The 15,850-nt window shown below is 43.7% G+C and carries 11 protein-coding genes; 10 read left to right on the top strand and 1 reads right to left on the bottom strand.

Annotated elements, in window-relative coordinates:
- Positions 1 to 233: 233 nt before the first annotated feature.
- The 10 genes from L1286_RS03055 to L1286_RS03010 all read left to right on the top strand — a co-directional run bounded on the left by L1286_RS03055 (position 234) and on the right by L1286_RS03010 (position 13,940).
- A complete protein-coding gene (locus L1286_RS03055) occupies positions 234 to 923 on the top strand; it encodes an ABC transporter ATP-binding protein (RefSeq protein WP_235405448.1) in 690 nt (229 codons plus the stop codon).
- 74 nt (positions 924 to 997) lie between these two features.
- The gene (locus L1286_RS03050) at positions 998 to 2,263 is read left to right on the top strand and encodes an ABC transporter permease (protein WP_235405447.1); all 1,266 of its coding nucleotides are present in this window, start codon (positions 998 to 1,000) and stop codon (positions 2,261 to 2,263) included.
- Between the two features lie 11 nt (positions 2,264 to 2,274).
- Complete coding sequence (locus L1286_RS03045) at positions 2,275 to 3,483, top strand: ABC transporter permease (protein WP_235405446.1); 1,209 nt, start codon at positions 2,275 to 2,277, stop codon at positions 3,481 to 3,483.
- Between the two features lie 337 nt (positions 3,484 to 3,820).
- On the top strand, positions 3,821 to 4,504 hold the full coding sequence (locus tag L1286_RS03040; protein WP_235405585.1) for an ABC transporter ATP-binding protein: 684 nt from the start codon (positions 3,821 to 3,823) through the stop codon (positions 4,502 to 4,504).
- Positions 4,505 to 4,512: 8 nt separating this feature from the next.
- Positions 4,513 to 5,847: an ABC transporter permease gene (locus L1286_RS03035; RefSeq protein WP_235405445.1), complete on the top strand. Its 1,335-nt coding sequence runs from the start codon at positions 4,513 to 4,515 to the stop codon at positions 5,845 to 5,847.
- A 9-nt stretch (positions 5,848 to 5,856) separates the two neighbouring features.
- A complete protein-coding gene (locus tag L1286_RS03030) occupies positions 5,857 to 7,065 on the top strand; it encodes an ABC transporter permease (RefSeq protein WP_235405444.1) in 1,209 nt (402 codons plus the stop codon).
- Positions 7,066 to 7,352: 287 nt separating this feature from the next.
- Complete coding sequence (locus L1286_RS03025) at positions 7,353 to 8,246, top strand: hypothetical protein (protein WP_235405443.1); 894 nt, start codon at positions 7,353 to 7,355, stop codon at positions 8,244 to 8,246.
- Positions 8,243 to 10,114 carry a GGDEF domain-containing protein gene (locus tag L1286_RS03020; RefSeq protein ID WP_235405442.1) on the top strand — a complete coding sequence of 624 codons (1,872 nt, stop codon included), beginning with the start codon at positions 8,243 to 8,245 and terminating at the stop codon, positions 10,112 to 10,114. The genes L1286_RS03025 and L1286_RS03020 overlap by 4 nt, the downstream gene beginning before the upstream one ends.
- Before the next feature lie 65 nt (positions 10,115 to 10,179).
- Positions 10,180 to 12,615, top strand: a complete 2,436-nt coding sequence (gene hrpB / locus L1286_RS03015; RefSeq protein WP_235405441.1) for an ATP-dependent helicase HrpB — start codon at positions 10,180 to 10,182, stop codon at positions 12,613 to 12,615.
- Positions 12,616 to 12,725: 110 nt separating this feature from the next.
- Positions 12,726 to 13,940, top strand: a complete 1,215-nt coding sequence (locus L1286_RS03010; protein ID WP_235405440.1) for an MFS transporter — start codon at positions 12,726 to 12,728, stop codon at positions 13,938 to 13,940.
- A gap of 45 nt (positions 13,941 to 13,985) precedes the next feature.
- Here the strand turns inward: L1286_RS03010 and L1286_RS03005 are convergent, their stop codons facing one another.
- Entirely contained in the window at positions 13,986 to 15,704 is a 1,719-nt protein-coding gene (locus L1286_RS03005) for an alkaline phosphatase D family protein (RefSeq protein ID WP_235405439.1), read from the bottom strand.
- Positions 15,705 to 15,850: the final 146 nt, after the last annotated feature.

Genomic DNA, 15,850 nt, shown 5'->3' with positions numbered 1-15,850 from the left:
GGTTATCAATTATTTTGATGACAACCTTTATTAACTTATTGTTTTATTTTGGTGACTTTAAGGTTCTATTTATGTATCTTTCAGGGCGTGGTACTCAGTCGGTACTGATTTCTTACGAACAATGTGGATGGTTGATTTAAAATTGTTTTTTATCAACGTATTAAATTGCAATTGAGCACATTTGGGCGATGGAAAGTCCTCACCAGTTTAAGCACAAGTTACAAGGAATAATTATGTTAAAAATGTCAAATATTGCCAAAATATATTTAACCGATACTGTTAAAACTCAGGCGCTACAGCCCTTTAGTTTAGATATTGAAGCGGGTGATTTTGTGGCGGTAGTTGGCCCATCGGGATCGGGGAAGACGACTTTTCTGAATATAGCGGGGCTACTCGAAGACTACTCCGAGGGCAGCTATTTTCTTAATAATCAGGATGTGACCCATTTATCAGACACGCAAAAGTCACGCCTTCGAAATGAACAAATAGGATTTATTTTTCAAAGTTTTAATTTAATACCAGAATTGAATTTATTCGACAATGTCGAAATGCCTTTACGCTATCGTACGTTTTCAGCAAAAGAACGCAAAAGTCGAGTGATTGAGGCATTAACGCAAGTGGGTCTCGCAAATCGACAAACGCATTACCCTCAACAATTATCCGGGGGACAGCAACAGCGTGTCGCGATTGCCAGAGCGCTCGCTGGAAGCCCTGCCTTTTTACTGGCCGATGAGCCCACCGGTAATTTGGACTCAAACATGGCTGACGGGATTATGTCTTTACTCAAAGATATAAATGCGTCGGGTACAAGTATTTTAATGGTTACACATGATTTACAACAAGCAGCACAGGCAGACCGTATTGTTGAGATCAAAGATGGTGTTCTGACCGAAAGTAAACAAGTTGAGAAAGTGGTTGCGTGAGGACAGGTATGCTTCTTTACTATTTTAAACTAGCGATGCTAAGCATCAGAAAAACGCCCTTGTTGAGTTTTTTAATGATTGCGACAATTGCCATTGGCATTGCTGCGACGATGATCACGTACACGGTTAACTACATGATGACTCAAGACCCTGTACCCGGTAAAAGCGATCGACTTTTTACGGTTCATCTTAGTAGTTGGGATCCAAATGTCGGGTATCGAATGAAAGATGGCAAAGAAGATATTCCTATCTTTATGACCTATCAGGATGCAACAAACTTATATACAGATCAAAGAGCACATAAACAAACCATCATTAGTTTTCACAAAGCGATGGTGAGAAGTGCAGCGCAGCCCCGCGGGCAAGCAACGATGACGTACCTTAGGCCAACAACGCATGAATTTTTTAGTATGCTGAACGTGCCATTTTTATATGGCTCTCCCTGGGATGCAAGTGATGATAGTCAAGGCAGTCAGATCGTTGTGTTATCAAAAAAGAAAAATGAACAGTTATTTCAAGGTGAGAACTCACTGGGTCGAGAAGTGGTTATTGGCGGTTTAATTTATCGGGTTGTTGGGGTGTTAGATGAATGGCTGCCTTTACCTCGGTTTTATACCGAGCGTTCAGACTCTTACTCAGAACCGAGAGGTTTATTTGTGCCATTTCAGTCCAGCATAAACAATGATTGGCTCTCAGGTACTGATGGGAGTGTTTACTGTTGGGGGGGCGCTGACCTGATTGATTTGAACGCATTAAAAGCATCTGAATGTGTATGGCTGTTCTATTGGGTTGAGCTAGCCTCAGCAGAACTTCGTGATGACTACCTTGCATACATAAATAGGTATGCTCAAGAGCAGAAAGCACTTGGTCGTTTCCAGCGTGAACAAATGAACCGTGTCATGAATGTGGCGGAGTTTATAGAGTACAACGAAGTCGTCAATAAAGACGGGCGAATCGCGGTCTGGTTAGCAATGGCTTTTCTTATCGCTTGTTTACTAAATACGATGAGTTTGATGATGACAAAGTTCCATGGTAAAGGCGCCGAAGTGGGATTACGGCGTGCTGTGGGGGCGAGTAAAGTCGATATCGCGAGGCAATTTTTTTGTGAAACAGTAATTATTGGCTTAGCTGGCGGGGCGATTGGTTTAGTTCTCGCGCTGCTTGGCTTGTATGTCACGTCCGAAGTATATAGCCACCTACACGCTGGATTGATGGAAATGAACTTGTCATTGATGCTACTGACAATTGGTTCCTCTGTATTGGCCAGTACTGTTTTTGGCTTATACCCAATTTATAAGGCGTGTCAGATTCAACCATCAAGCCAATTAAAAAGTTTGTAAGGAGCGATAAAATGAAAGATCTACAACCTATCATCAAGTCCTTACTACGCGCAAAAACGGCGCCGTTATTGCTCATGCTACAAATTGCAGTGACGTTCACAATATTGGTGAATGCGGTATTTATGTTATTGCAAAAAAGCGATGAGATTAATGTGCCCAGCGGCTTGGCTGAAAACGAACTGTTTTGGTTTCAAATGTCTTTACATGGCACGCGAGAAGAAAAGAAAACAAGTTTGTTTAGAGATTTAGACGCAATCAAGGCACTGGATAGCGTAAGCGGTGCTGTTGCACTTAGCTCCATTCCTTTTTCAGAGCGAGGCGCCGGTCATGAGATTCGCTTGGAGCGAGATGCGGTGGGTTACGTGACAAAAGCAGCTTTTTATTCTGGTAGTTATCAATCGCTAGAGACAATGGGGCTAGAGCTAATTGCAGGTGAAGGATTTACAATTAATGATGAACGACGGTTATATAATTTCGGGTTAGATGTGCCGTCTGGTGTAATAATCACGAAGGTATTGGCTGAACAGTTATACCCAGACGATTGGCGGCAAGTTATTGGGGAAACTATTTTTCTTGACGAGGATGCACAACCGGTTAGGGGGGTGGTGGAGCATCTAATTGGCCCATGGAGCTTTTGGAAAAATAGAAGCTTTAATGTGTTGTTTTCAAATGTTTTCATTACCCCGGAAGTTTCTATATTAGTAAGAATTCAAGGAGATAACATCGACAAAAGTATGCAGGACGTGATGGATGTTGTTATGCAGGAGCCCAGACGTACCGTTGATCATTTAGAAGTGATGACGGACTCGAGAGAAAAAGCATATCGTGCTCAAGTGGCGGCGTATAGTACATTGAAAGCGGTAGTTTTGGGCCTCGCACTCATAACGATGCTTGGTGTGTTTGGTCAGACACGCTTTGCTATTTTGAAAAGGCGCAAACAAATTGGCACTCGTAGAGCGCTAGGAGCAAGCCAAATTGCCATTGTCCGCTATTATGTTATTGAAAATGCAGTTATAAACCTATGTGGTATTGTTTTGGGTGTGGTGTTGGCTGTGGTGGCAAATAATTTGTTAGTGGCACATTTTCAATTAGAACCGGTCCCTGGTCTTTATTTGGTTTATGGCGGTGTAATTATCTTCCTAGCTGGTTTTTTGGCCGTATTGCAACCTGCAATTCGCGCTGCGAGTATCTCACCTGCTGAAGCGACTCGCTCTGTATAATTTAACGGAGCCCAATCTATATGTATTTGGGCTCCCATCAGTCATTTACGCACTATCTGCCAGTCATTGCCTCATTCCCACGATTTGGTTCCTTATGTAAAGCCACATCAAGTGAATTATTTAATTCAAAGTAAAATATTTATTAATTTTGTGTTCTAGTTGTTGGTTTTAATTTACAATGTCTCGGCTGTTTTTTGGGTACTTTTGCTCATTTGTCCAACTGTTACAGCGATTATTATGCAGAGATAGCAAGCTATATTCTTTTTCATTACTCTAATATTCAATGGGATATAGCGAAATGCTGCAGACGATTAGTGAAAACGCGAAAGGATATAACATGCTAAAAATGCGAGGAGTTGCAAAATCATTTGTTACAAAGACGGTGGAAACGCAAGCATTGCAGCCTTTTGATCTAGATATCTCACAAGGTGAGTTTGTTGCAATTGTAGGACCGTCTGGCTCGGGGAAAACCACCTTTTTGAATATTGCGGGCTTGCTAGAAGCGCACAGTGAAGGCCAGTATTACCTCGATGGAAAAGACATCACCGGATTATCTGATAGAAGTAAATCATCGTTAAGAAATCAAAAAATAGGGTTTATCTTTCAGAGTTTTAATTTAATTCCTGAGCTTAACTTATTCGATAATATTGAGATGCCCTTGCGCTATAGGACTTTCAGTCGCAAAGTGCGAGCGCAGCGTGTAATGGAAGCACTCGAAAAAGTGGGATTGGCAGGACGAAAATCCCATTACCCTCAGCAGCTATCTGGCGGACAACAGCAACGTGTTGCGATTGCGCGCGCGTTGGCTGGCAGCCCATCGTTTCTATTGGCGGATGAACCGACTGGGAATTTGGACTCAAAAATGGCAGATGGGATCATGGCTCTGTTAAAAGATATCAATCAACAGGGCACGAGCATCCTAATGGTGACACACGATATGGATCAAGCGCGACAAGCAGGTCGTGTTGTTGAAATACGAGACGGTTATCTTACAGAGCAACAACTAGCGCTCACAGCATAGAGGTTTACATGGTTGGTTATTACATCAAGCTGGCTTGGCTTAGCCTCAGAAAAACGCCACTGTTAAGTATGCTAATGATAGGCACGATTGCGATTGGTATCGCTGCTGCCATGATTACAATTACCGTCGGGTATATGATGGCACAGGACCCGCTTCCTCATAAAAGTGACCGTGTCGCGATGGTACATCTGAATTCATGGGATCCCACTCAACCCTATGGCTATCGACGCAATGGTAAAAATGATATTCCTAGCACGTTGACCTACCAAGATGCAATGGCGCTGCTCAAAGCCGATAAAGCCGATAAACATACCTTGTTTGCACAATTTTCAGATATGATCCGTACAACCACATCGGATGTTCGTGATGCACAGCTACATCCTATACGCTCTACGACCCGTGACTTTTTTGATATGTTTGGTGTCCCTTTTATCTATGGTGGCACTTGGAGTAAAGAAGCTGATCTGACGGGGGAGCAGGTCATTGTGCTGTCTAAGCATGAGAATGATCGCTTATTTGACGGGGTAAACTCTGTTGGCAAAGAAGTACACGTTGGTACGTTGCTCTTTCGGGTCGTGGGTGTTATCGACGACTGGCAGCCAACGCCACGTTTTTATACGCATCGATATTTAATGTATCAGTCTACGCTGCGTTACTTTGTGCCGTTAGAGTCACAAATTCGCAATGCGCTATTTTCACCGACGTCAATGGGCTTTTCATGTTGGGGCGATGATCCGAACTCTACACTGGCAGATTTATTACTTTCAGAGTGTGTTTGGCTTCACTTATGGGTTGAGTTTGACTCCGTGGATAAGAAAGATGACTACTTTGGTTTTTTATCTGATTACTCCGAGGAACAACGTAAAGTTGGGCGGTTTGCTCGGCCAGAGCCCAATCGTCTTATGACTGTACCTGAATACTTAGAGAAAGAAGGTGCGCTGAGCAACGAAAATATCATGGGGATCTGGTTTTCATTGGCATTTTTATTGGCATGCTTATGTAATGTCATGAGTTTAATGATGACCAAGTTCCACGGCAAAGGGGGAGAGATTGGCCTGCGCAGAGCGGTGGGAGCAAGTAAAAAAGACATCATTATACAATTTGGCTTTGAATCAATATTTATCGGCTTAGTGGGGGGAGTACTGGGCCTTCTATTCGCGCAAGTTGGACTGTCAGTATTGGCCGACATGTTCTCTAATTTACATCAGAGTGTAATGACGATGGACATATTCCTTATGGTTGGTACGGTCGGTTTAGCTATGAGTACCTCACTTTTATTTGGGTTGTGGCCAATATACCGCGCAAGCCAAATACAGCCATCAAGCCAACTAAAGAGTCTGTAGGAGCTGGATATGAAGGATTTAACCCCCATTTTAAAGACCTTATGGAAAAGTAAAACAGGTCCTTTTCTGTTGGTGATTCAAATTGCAGTCGCTTTTACTATTTTAATTAACGTGGGCCATATGGCCATCAACAAATGGCATGAAATTAATAAGCCAAGCGGGCTAGACGAAGCGCACTTGTTTACATTTACTGCGAACTTACCCGTTGAACCGGATAGTTATCAGGCAAGGCTTGAGCAAGACTTTGCCGATATCCTTGAACTAGCCAGCGTGGAAAGTGTGAACGCGACCAATTCAGTCCCTCTCACTAGCTGGGGGTTAGGTCTTGCGCTCAATAGAACCGAAAGCGATGAAAGTTACATTTCATATGCTGGAGTTTATAGTATGTCTTCGAATTTTGTAGAAACCTTAGGCCTTGAAGTGATCATGGGCAGGAAATTTGACGATGCTGAAATGAGGCTTTCGAGCGATGACTATATGATAAAGTCAACCACGGCCATGGTGACGAAGGCTTTGGCTGAAAAAATCTCACCAGAAGACTGGACGCAGACAGTAGGTAAAACAATCTATATCAATGGCCGGCCTTATCAAATTGTGGGGATCGTCAATGAGCTTATCGCAACCTGGCCTGCATGGTGGGGAAATAAGCGCAGTATTATATTTCCTGTTTTAACCTTGACCAATGAGAGTAAATTTATGGTGAGGGCGCATCCAGGTCAGCTGCAACAAGCGATGGAAGAGGTACATACTTTGCTAATGCGTCAACCTGGGCGCATCATAGACAAATATCACCCATTTTCCCATACAAGAGAAACGGGTTATAAGCCCATGATTTCGTCATTGGTGATCCTCATCGCGGTGACGATCGGCTTAATGGTTGTGACAATGCTAGGCACGTTCGGCCAAGCGCGGTTTGCAATTTTGAGGCGAAAACGCCAGATAGGCATACGCCGAGCACTTGGGGCAAGTAAGTGGCAAATTGTACGTTACTATATCTTGGAAAATATGGTGATTACGTCATTCGGGATTCTACTGGGCGTTATTTGTGCAATTTTACTGAATGTAAAACTGATGGACTTTTTTGACCTGTTGTCCGTTCCGGGCGAATACTTTTTAGTGGGGGCAGCTGTCATCCTAGTGGCAGGTCAGTTTGCAGTTATTCCCCCAGCTTTGAGTGCCGCCAATATTTCACCCGCCTCGGCGACACGTTCCGTTTAATTCACCTCTTTGATGTAGACACGGCAATGCTTTTGTAGTGTCTACTTTACACCTTCTTTGTACCGTTATTTTCAACTTTCGTCAGAACCTTAATTCCCCTTATAAAAAATTTATAATAACTATCAGTGCGTTGCAATTAGTCATGATTTTTACTCAGGAAGAAATAAATTTACCGTCAAAATATTAGTTATAAAAGCTTACTTTACTGTTATTTTTTGGTTAACATTCATTCGCTTTTTTTAGTATACTTCTACGAGTGAAGTTGAAATGTGATTTGGGGAGTGATCATGAAGTGGTTGATTATAGTGTTGCTAGTTTTTTGCTCCAGCACTACTTACGCCCACAATCAGCTCGTTGTTGATATTATGAGCAGTGAAAACTTCAGTCAGCGCTATAGTGAGTTTTTAGATGGACGCTCTCCACTTGATGTTCAAGACTTTCACCCCACCACGAAGGGTTCCCACATTGAAATAATAGAAATGGTGCTGCTGCAGCAGGCGCTTTTTCTGGGTGGGGAGACCAGAGAAGTGGTTTTTAACCCAAAGCCTTCCGTTAATATTATTGAGTTCTCCGATATGATTGCAGGAGATAGCCTTATTTTGGCTCGTTCGGTGTGGCACGAAGATATTATTAACTATCGCGGCTCATTGTTTGTCAGCGAAGCCGTCGTTGAATTTGGTGATTATGAGGCTGGCTTGTATGTAGCAAAGCGCAATGTAGCGCTACAAAATTTGCCAAAAGAACAATTGGAACAGTTGACGGTGGTTGCAAATCCGAGGTGGCGAGTTGATTGGCGTGCGCTGAACAATACCCCAATTAATATTGTTAGTTTTATTGGCCCGTGGGAAACCATGCTCAATATGGTCGAAACCGATATTGTGGATGCGATGCTAGTGAACTTTAGTGTCAGCGAAGACCTCTTGCTTACATTCGAAGGCAGGGAATATGTCCCTATTCAAAACCTCAAGATGATGCTGCCGGATTCACGTCACTTTATTGTGAGTAAACGTCACCCTCAAGGAGAGCAAATTTTTGCTGCGTTGAACCGAGGCCTAAAAATACTGAAAAAAAGAGGCGTACTGCGCAAGGCATTGGTTCAGTCAGGGTTTATAAATCACTTGGTGTCGGATTGGCAATTCATCAATGAGGAAATGCTTGCAACAACCCGGGTGATACAATGAAACTACATTGGTTTGCCTTTCCATTTATTTGGCTGCTGAGTTTTGAGGTGTTTGGCAACCTTAATAACAGCAGCAGTTCATCGCAAAAAGAAGATCTGAACAAAATGTTAGGTCACTTAACGACCCAACTAAAAGAAGATTATGATCTGAATTTATTGCCGCAAATTCGTGTTTTACGAGAACAATCTAAGCAATTAGGTGAAAAGCGTTTGCAAGCTAAGTCATTGCTGCTTGAAGGCTTAATTCGACAACATTTTGGAGATTACAAAAATAGCCTCGTTTTACATAATGATGCTTTGAGTATTGTCTCTGAAATGAACGCGCCTGAACTTGAAGCACGTATTTACTTAGCGCTTGCTCAATTAGAAATGAGTTTAGAGCGTTTTCGTTTTGCTCAACAATTATTGGAACGTGCCTATACCCTTATAACTAAAAGTGTTTCTGCGGATCAAGTTGAGCAGTTGCGAGCAGAGTATGCGCTTTGGCAAGGCACTTTACATATTATGCGGGGGAGTTATCGCCAAGCGTTAGGTATTTTAAGTCGTGCGGATTCGCAACAACAAAAAGAGTTGTCAAGTAAGTTAGCACTGACTCGAGCGTGGGCGCACCTTTATATTGGAGAATATGCAAACGCAAGCAGGCTATTGCAGTCTGTGGCAAATGAAAAAACGGCGTTGGATAAAAACTTAAAGCTAAGAGTACGCTTTAAATTAATGAATGCGATGGCCTATTTGCAAGCTGGCCAGTTTACGAATGCAATTGATAACGCCAATGACGCCCTTAGTGAGACTTTTGGAACACGATTTTTAAATGAGCAGTCTATATTACAAAATACATTGGCTGGCGCGTACGCTCAACTTGGAGATTTTGAGCAGGCGCATTTGTACTTAAAGCGGTTTGCCATGACCGAACAAGCGCTCAACTTACAAAAGCGTAATAACAAACTATTACAACTTGAAGCACAGTATACTTTGGCAGCGCAAAAGCAGCAATTGAGTGTACTTGAAAAAGACAATGCGCTACAGGCTCAGCAATTAATTCAGCATCAGCAAAAGATCGACAATGCCCACTTAGCCCAACAGCGCGGTGTGTTAGGGATGTTATTAGTGGCACTGGTGTTTGGGTTTGGTTATTGGCGTTGGCAAAATAAACGATATTTAACGGTGTTAAAGCAGCAAGTAGCAGAGCGAACGGCAGAGTTGGCAGAACGTAATAAGCGCTTGCAGGCGTTAAGTTTTACGGACAGTTTAACTGGGCTGAATAATCGTCATTATTTTTTTAGCGTGATTGATGCGCAAGTCAATTCGAGCGCGCTCACCGCACATGCAATCTCGAGTGAAAAGCATGAAATGATATTTTGCCTGTTGGATATTGATCACTTCAAGAAGGTCAATGACTCTTATGGGCATGCTGCAGGTGATACTGTGTTGCAGTCAGTTGCCGATATATTAAAACAGTGCACGCGTGACAGTGACTTGGTGATACGCTGGGGGGGAGAAGAGTTTTTAATGGTGATGCCTAATATGACGCATGCTGAAGCCACCGAGGCCGTCGAGCGGGTGAGAAGACAAGTAGAGTGCTTCCCATTTGTGGTAAACGAACAAGCAATACAGGTCACTTGTTCCATTGGTTTTGCGCCATACCCATTGAGTAATGAAGGTGGCAATTCGTTGACATGGGAGCAAGTCCTAGAGTTAGCTGATAATGGGTTGTATATGGCCAAAGAGGAAAGTCGAAATGCATGGGTGGGGCTAAGGGGCTTGAGTCGGCCATTCAATGCACCAACGGAGCAACTCATCAGTGACTATAAAAACCTGATACATAACGGACAGTTACTTGCTTCGACCAGTTATGAACCTCAAAGTTAGTTACAGGAAATCTCATTCAACATGATAGAATATGTGGATGTTGATATCACTGAACTCGTATTACCGTGCTGCCTATAGAAGAAGTCTATTCACAACTAGTTGAACAACTCACATCCCATGAAACTGTGTTACTGCAAGCGCCCCCGGGCGCTGGTAAATCAACATGGTTACCATTGCAATTAATGAAAGATCAACACTTTAAACGTATTGTGATGTTGGAGCCTCGACGTTTAGCGGCAAGAAATATCGCACAATTCTTGGCAGGAAAATTGAACGAGGCTGTTGGGGAGCAGGTGGGATTAAGAATACGTCAAGAGGTGAAAGTCTCTCCTCGTACTCGACTAGAGATTGTTACAGAGGGAATGTTGACCCGCATGATTCAACAAGATCCCGAGCTCACGGGAGTGGACTTATTAATCTTTGATGAATTCCATGAACGCTCTTTAGCTGCTGATACCGCATTGGCATTTGCGCTAGAGTCACAGGCTGCATTGCGAGAAGACTTAAAGATTTTGGTGATGTCAGCAACTTTGGACAGTGAACGCTATCAAGCGTTCTTAGCGTGTCCTGTCGTGTGTTCACAAGGTCGCAGTTATCCAATTGAGGCGCGTTATGTCCCCCTTAAGGACGAACGTCAGTGGTTGATGCAAATAGCGCCCATGGTACGCAAGGCTTTGCATGAAGAAAGTGGCAGTGTTTTGGTGTTCTTACCAGGTCAAAAGGAGATCCGCTATGTGGCGGACGCACTTCAACCTGAGATTGCGCAAAGTGCCAATATTGAGTTATGTACGCTATACGGCGATCAAAGTAAAGCAAGCCAACAAGCTGCCATTGCGCCTGCAAAAGCTGGACAGAGGAAAGTGGTCCTAACGACCAATGTTGCTGAGACGTCCTTGACCATAGAAGGGATCCGAGTGGTGATTGACAGCGGTAAACGTCGTGCCGGTGTATTCAATCTACGTACCGGTGTTACTGAGCTTGCCACACTTTCGATCTCCCGTGCTTCCGCTGTTCAGAGAGCGGGCCGGGCGGGTCGAATAGAACCCGGTGTGGTATATCGTTTAGGTAGTAAAGAGCAGTTTGAAAGGCGAGATGCCCATGATAAACCAGATATTTTGAGCTCTGATATCAGTGGTTTAATCTTAGAGGCGAAAGTTTGGGGAACCAGCCTTGCACAATTACCTTTGCTTGACAGGCCAACTCCGGCACAGTGTCATCAGGCTGAACAACTATTGAGTGAATTAGAAGCGATTGATGAGGCGGGTAAATTGCAGCCGCTCGGTGCAAAAATGCAGTCGCTCGGGAGTGAGCCCAGATATGCCCATATGTTACTCAAGGTGCAAGAACTTGAGTCAAGATTTTCAGGTATCACGCGCTTAGCATGCTATTTTATGGCAATGCTAGATAGTAAAGTAAAGAGCTCACCTGAGCTCAGCGTCGCAGTCCAGCAATTACACAATCAGTCGCCTCCACAATTTAAAAAGCAGTTACAATATTGGTGCAAACGGGCACAAGTGCACGATGATGGTACAGAGCTCGCTGTTGAACACTTGGCTATCGTTGTTGCGTTGGCATACCCAGACAGGTTGGCTAAACGCAGAGGGCAAGGTTTTGTATTAGCCAATGGTGCAGGTGTTCAAGCGCACAATGAGTATTGGTTAGATACTGCTTTTTTAGCTATTGCACAATTAGGTGGCCACAAAGGACAGGCTATTTTCAGTGCAACGGCGTTTATGCCTGAACTGCTAGCAGAAGTACTCCCGCATTTATTCAGTGAAAAAACGATTTGCGAGTTTGACCAAAAACATAGCCAATTTATTCATCAAGACAGAGTTTACCTTGGCCAGTGGGTGGTCTCTGAAAAACCTTGTAGCACGCCATTAGATCAAGCCGCTAGGAGTAAGGCGTGGCTGAGTGTTGTGCGACAACAAGGGTTAAAAGTCTTTGATAGAATTGATGACTGTGAGTCGTTATTGATTCGTTTGCAATTAGCCGCGAAGCTCTATCCCCTTGAGTTCTCCCCGTGTAGCGAAGTTGATTTATTGCAGGACTTGGAAGGGTGGCTAATGCCATACCTCAATGATATTAAACAGTTTACTCAGCTAAAAAAGTTGGACCTTAAAGCGGCATTGCTTGCACGGGTTGATTGGCAACAGCAACAGCGATTAAATACGCTTTTTCCAGAACGGATTGCTGTACCAAGTGGATCTAATATTCGAGTGCATTATCAGTTGCAAGGACCAGCCCGGCTAGCGGTGAAGATGCAAGAAGTTTATGGTATGCGCGATAGCCCAGTTTTATGCGAAGGGCGTCTACCTGTGTTGCTCGAGTTACTATCACCGGCGCAAAGGCCTTTGCAATTAACACAGGATTTAGCGCATTTTTGGCAGACGAGTTACCGAGAAGTGCAAAAAGAAATGAAAGGGCGTTACCCCAAGCACTTTTGGCCCGATGATCCCGCTACGGCGCAGGCAACTAATAAAGTGAAAAGCCGAATGTAATATTTTAGATAGCAATGAGATAATTTGGCTAAAAATAAAAAACGCTTTACCTCAAGTTAGGTTTAGGTTTTACGCTTGGCGCTACTAAAACAATAAAGCAGGATATTAAGATGGAACTGACGCACTTTTCAACACAAGTCACTCGCTTTACGCCTCTCGTTTGGACCATGCTAGTGGGGAACTTCTTCGTAAGAGCAAGTTACTACATGGTTTGGCCTTTTTTGGCTGTGATTTTATACACCAAGTTTTCATTGAGTGCGACTGAAGTAGGTGTGCTGCTGACTGGCAGCGCGACGTTTGCGGTTTTATTAGGATTTTATACGGGCAACTTAGCCGATCGATTTGGTCGCTTTAAAGTGCTTTACGCCGCGGTGATTGTTGGAGTGTTGGCGTTTAGCGCATTGGCTGTTGCAGAACAGCTGTGGAGCTTTTGTTTGGCTGTTTTCTTTGCGTGTATGCCCAGAACACTTTGGGATGCGCCAAGTAAAGCCTTATTAAGTGATGAATTGGCACGCGATGACGATAGAGAGCTTGCGTTACATTTGCTCTATTTTCTCGTCAATGTGGGCGCTGCACTTGGACCATTATTTGGTTTGTGGGCGGGTTTAAATGGGGAGCAGTTTAGCTTTGTCTACACTGCCATTGCCTATCTAGCGTTATTTTTCGCGCTACTGCTCAAGCAGCATCAAGCCAATACCAAACGTCCTGCTAAACAAATAAAAGCCAATGTGCCTCACTTTCGTCAATGGCTTGCATTACTGCGCCAAGATACCCCATTTTTATGGGCATTGATGGCGACTTTTTTAGTCTATCTTGTCTTTGGGCAGGGAGACTCAAGTCTGATCCAGTATCTGACGCGGGCACAAGTACCTGAACTCGCGTTATTAATTTCAAGCCTTATCGTCACTAATTCATTGATTATCGTTGTGTGCCAATTTCCACTGCTACATCTAATGAAAAGCTGGTCGATTCAAACCCGTTTGCTTGCTGGTGGCGGTGTGCTGGCCTTGTCACAATTAATGATGGCGTTTGCAGACGTAAACAGTTTTTGGGCATGGATAATATGTGTCGCTGTGCTGAGCTTAAGTGAAGCAATTTTATTCTCAAATATTAATATTCATATCGATAGAATGGCACCAACACATTTAAAAGCCAGTTACTTTGGCGCTGCTGGACTGTGCTCATTAGGGTTCGCACTGGCACCATTAGTCGGTGGCTTAATCCTCGATTTTGCAAGTGGTACTCTGTTATTTATTGTCATGGTGGCAGCAAGCTTAGCGGCCATGTGGCTGTATAAGGTCGCGCAAAGAACCGAAAACGTTTAGCACAAAGTAAAAAGCGTGCGCATTTAAGGGCACGCTTTACTGACACTAAAAATTGACGATGGTAGAAACCGCCTCTTCCTCGGTGGTTTGAATCGATAGTTTGATGGTCTGTTTTCCCCAATCGATATCCACCATGCCATAGTTACTGCCTGATTTATTAATGAGATGTCTGTCACTGGTCGTTAAGTTAGCAATATTACTGCTGACAGTGCCAACTTGCCCATTTGGGATTCTGGCGCCATTTGGTGCACAGTTACCCCACTCACCATTGACACCCCTGCCGTTATCATCCACTTGAGTATAACACCATGGTTGGTCGTGATCTTTTGTGATGCAGCCGCGATACGTTGTGACACCGTAGGTAAAAGGGAACTGACATTGTTGCGTATATTGGCCATCTCCTTTTTTGTCGGCATAGACAGGCAGTCTTAATGGGTTTTCAATATGGTATGGCCAATTTTGGCCAAACCCTGATGCTGTGACTTCATAAACGGTTACGGCTTTACCATACTGTACGCTGGTCGGAATTTCTTTTTTAAGTAGCTCACCCCAATGTTGATCACCGGAAAGGAAAATTACCGCCTTGGTTTTACCGCTGTTGATTGACTTCTGGACTAGCCTTAATAACTTGGCGCGCTCCAATGGGACCTCTGCCCATGATTCGTAACTCGTACCAGACATATCCGATTCAGCCATATCGGCGATGGCTTGTTCAAATTCTTTGCCATCCCCATAAGCACAGTATTTGTTTTTGCTGCGCCCTTGATAGAGTGGAGGCAGGACTTGAATGCCACTGGCAATCAATTTGATCTCTGATGGGGTGTCTAGTTGTTTCTCAAGCCATTGCCACTGCTCTGTGCCCAAAATTGTAGTATCACTTCCTTCACATGTTCCGTAATTATCAAAGGTTGGGGAGCGAAAATAACGGGCATCCAGGGTGATTACATGTGTGCGCTCGTTGGCTGGGCCAAGCATTTTGGCTTCGTAGATGCCTGCCTGACCATGCAATCTCGGATCATCAGCAGGTACATCAAAGTGGCGCAAATACTCCTTTTGGCTGTTGACGCGCTGGGGATAGTGTTTTCCATCATTATTTGCGCCATAATCATGATCATCCCAAGTTGCCATCACTGGAATGTTAGCTGCAAGGAACTTTTGGTAATCAATATTACGTTTCTTATCATCATATTTTTGGCGCATTGTACCCATATTTGTGGTGTCGGCGTAAATGTTATCGCCGAGCCATAAAAATAAATCAGGCTGATGAGAAATGAGCTTAGCAAGGGCTTGAGGCATATCCCCTTTGGTTTTGAAGCAGGAGCCCAGTGCAACTCGGTCCAATCGCTGACTTGCTTGAGGGTGAGTATGTTTTGGTAACGGCTCGCTTTCTATGTTAGCGCATTCTTCCCAATTCCCTTGATCATCCACATAGCACCAAGGTGCACTGTGGTTTGCCGTTGAACAGCCATAAAAATGTTCGCCCTGATATTGAGAAGGAGTGTTACACACCTTACCAGTCACGGTTTTAAATGTTGGAATGGTCTCTGTGCGAACATTGCCCCATGAACTGCCATCTATTGCTTGTTGCAAATAGCACCATTGATTGCCATTGTTATTTTTATTGGTGGTACCTTGGTAACTTGCTGTTTGGTAGCTAAATACAGATTGGCATTGAGTGTAATGTACTTCAGGAGCCGCTTGTGCAGTGGACGCAATGCTAAGTATGGCGAATGTTGTGAGCGCAACTTTTGTGTATTTCATCATGATTCCTGTGGGTTTATTGTGTTTCTCCCTCCTTGTGAATAAATGAACAGCCCAAATTAACTGTTTTTGTTCTTCCAACTTGAACGCGATGGAGTGTATTCCCCAAAAATGAAACTCCGTTGTCAAAATGATGGCAAATATATGTA

It is taken from the genome of Pseudoalteromonas sp. SMS1 (assembly GCF_021530565.1).
Classification (GTDB): Bacteria; Pseudomonadota; Gammaproteobacteria; order Enterobacterales; family Alteromonadaceae; genus Pseudoalteromonas.
This window is presented reverse-complemented; position numbering and strand designations above follow the sequence as displayed.

Excerpts from the sequence above, each read along its gene's own strand:
- L1286_RS03055 (WP_235405448.1), top strand. The coding sequence starts at position 234 with ATGTTAAAAATGTCAAATATTGCCAAAATATATTTAACCGATACTGTT.
- L1286_RS03050 (WP_235405447.1), top strand. The coding sequence starts at position 998 with ATGATTGCGACAATTGCCATTGGCATTGCTGCGACGATGATCACGTAC.
- L1286_RS03045 (WP_235405446.1), top strand. The coding sequence starts at position 2,275 with ATGAAAGATCTACAACCTATCATCAAGTCCTTACTACGCGCAAAAACG.
- L1286_RS03040 (WP_235405585.1), top strand. The coding sequence starts at position 3,821 with ATGCTAAAAATGCGAGGAGTTGCAAAATCATTTGTTACAAAGACGGTG.
- L1286_RS03035 (WP_235405445.1), top strand. The coding sequence starts at position 4,513 with ATGGTTGGTTATTACATCAAGCTGGCTTGGCTTAGCCTCAGAAAAACG.
- L1286_RS03030 (WP_235405444.1), top strand. The coding sequence starts at position 5,857 with ATGAAGGATTTAACCCCCATTTTAAAGACCTTATGGAAAAGTAAAACA.
- L1286_RS03025 (WP_235405443.1), top strand. The coding sequence starts at position 7,353 with ATGAAGTGGTTGATTATAGTGTTGCTAGTTTTTTGCTCCAGCACTACT.
- L1286_RS03020 (WP_235405442.1), top strand. The coding sequence starts at position 8,243 with ATGAAACTACATTGGTTTGCCTTTCCATTTATTTGGCTGCTGAGTTTT.
- L1286_RS03010 (WP_235405440.1), top strand. The coding sequence starts at position 12,726 with ATGGAACTGACGCACTTTTCAACACAAGTCACTCGCTTTACGCCTCTC.
- L1286_RS03005 (WP_235405439.1), bottom strand. The coding sequence starts at position 15,704 with ATGATGAAATACACAAAAGTTGCGCTCACAACATTCGCCATACTTAGC.